The organism is Vibrio sp. 1078-1 (genome assembly GCF_033340475.1).
The window spans coordinates 1-653 of record NZ_JAWOWM010000447.1 but is presented as its reverse complement, the minus strand read 5'-3'; the positions used below and the strand labels follow the sequence as shown (position 1 = coordinate 653).

General features: G+C 45.2%; 1 protein-coding gene. It reads right to left on the bottom strand.

What is annotated here, in order from left to right:
* On the bottom strand, positions 1-653 hold a 653-nt coding region (locus R7190_RS28115; RefSeq protein ID WP_318137956.1), incomplete at both ends, for an EAL domain-containing protein.

The window sequence follows — 653 nt, the reverse complement described above, 5'->3', positions numbered from 1 at the left end:
AGATCTTCGATAAACAAGTTCTCGGTAATTTCTAACGTGATTCTATTGCAATCAAGATGGTATTTGTCCATCGCCGCCATCAAGCGCTCTATAAATTTGGCGTGCAGGAACTGCTTGACGGAAATATTAATCGACATCTGAATTGGGGTGGCAAGATGGGTTGTCAGTAAGCCCATATCTTCAAGGCTCTTTTCGATGATCAACTCACCCAAACGCACCATCAAACCTGAGCTTTCAGCGACAGGAACAAATTCGTTAGGTGGTACTTTGCCCAGTTCCTCGTCTTCCCAACGAACAAGCGCCTCAACACCATAAATCTCGCCATTGATGTTTAACTGCGGTTGATAGGCCATAAACAGCTTTTGCTTCTCAATCGCAAGCCTCAGACGTTGCTCGACTTTCATCTTGTGCAGATGACTTGCTTGCATCTCCTGATTAAACAGACTGTACGCATTACGCTGTTTCTTCGCTTGATACATGGCGATATCTGCGGAAAGCAGCAGCGCGTCTAAGTTGTCGCCGTGCATTGGGTAGAACGCAATCCCAATGCTGCAACTGAGCAGAAACTGGTTATCGCTAACGTTATATGGTTTGGAAAGCGTTTGAATCAGCTCGCTTGCTAGATCTTTGATGGTATCTTCATCAGTTCGATT